We start from the raw sequence: 1031 nt of genomic DNA on the forward strand, positions 1-1031 counted from the left end.
AGATCACCGACATCATGGCGGGCACGATCCTGCGAACCGCGGGCGGCTTCAGGCTCAAGAACGAAAATGCGCGAACGGTCGGTAACTTCGAATCCATCGAGTCGGCGCTAGAGGGGCTGTACGCGACGGTGTGAACCGTGAGGGCAACGCTGACGGCACCCACTTCGGCCCTAGCCCGACAGGCGCGCCATCTCGTCCGCATCGAGCACCAGGTCGGCCGCGTTCGCCGAGTCCCTGATGCTTTCGGGCCGTGAGGAACCCGGAATCGGGACCACGACCGGCGCGAGCGCTAGCTCCCACGCGAGGCACACCTGCTGGGCGCTGACCTCATGAGCGTCAGCGACGGCCTGGAATTGCGCCCACTTCCCGCCCAGCTCTTTCGCTCCCCCGATGCCACCGAGGGGGCTCCACGGCAAGAACGCGATGCCGAGCTCCTCGCACAGGCGAAGCTCGGGTTCGCTCGAGCGGAACTTCGGCGAGAACTGATTTTGCACCGACACCAGTCGTCCACCAAGAATCTCGTTCGCCTGCCGGATCTGGTCGGGGTTCGCGTTGGAGATACCCGCCATGCGAATCGTGCCGTCGTCCAGGAGATCTCGAATCGCCCCGACCGAGTCGGCGTAGTCGACCTGGGGATCCGGCCGGTGGAACTGGTAGAGGCCGATCGATTCGACACCGAGTCGTCGCGCGGAGGCCTGTGCGGCCTCCTTCAGGTAATCGGGGTGACCGTTCTGGTTCCAGGGGCCGGCGACGGGGCGAAGATGACCGCCCTTCGTCGCGACCAGGATCCCCGAAATGTCCGAGCCCCAGGAGGCGAGCGCCTCCGCGATTAGGCTCTCGTTATGGCCCACATCAATGCCCGGCAGATGGTACGCATCCGCCGTGTCGATGAGGGTGATTCCCGCATCCAGTGCCGCATGAATCGTGGCGATCGATCGCTCCCTGTCGGGCCGACCCTCAATCGACATCGGCATTCCGCCGAGCCCGATCGAGCTGACCTGAACCGTACCGATAGTGCGCTGTTTCATGGA

At 64.8% G+C, this 1031-nt stretch carries 1 protein-coding gene; it reads right to left on the minus strand.

Features of this window, described 5'->3' with window-relative positions:
• Positions 1–170: 170 nt before the first annotated feature.
• Positions 171–1028 carry an aldo/keto reductase gene (locus tag RMN95_RS17140; RefSeq protein ID WP_309616452.1) on the minus strand — a complete coding sequence of 286 codons (858 nt, stop codon included), beginning with the start codon at positions 1026–1028 and terminating at the stop codon, positions 171–173.
• Positions 1029–1031 lie beyond the last annotated feature (3 nt).

Origin of the sequence: Salinibacterium sp., assembly GCF_031364185.1 — a bacterium.
Taxonomy (GTDB): domain Bacteria; phylum Actinomycetota; class Actinomycetes; order Actinomycetales; family Microbacteriaceae; genus Rhodoglobus.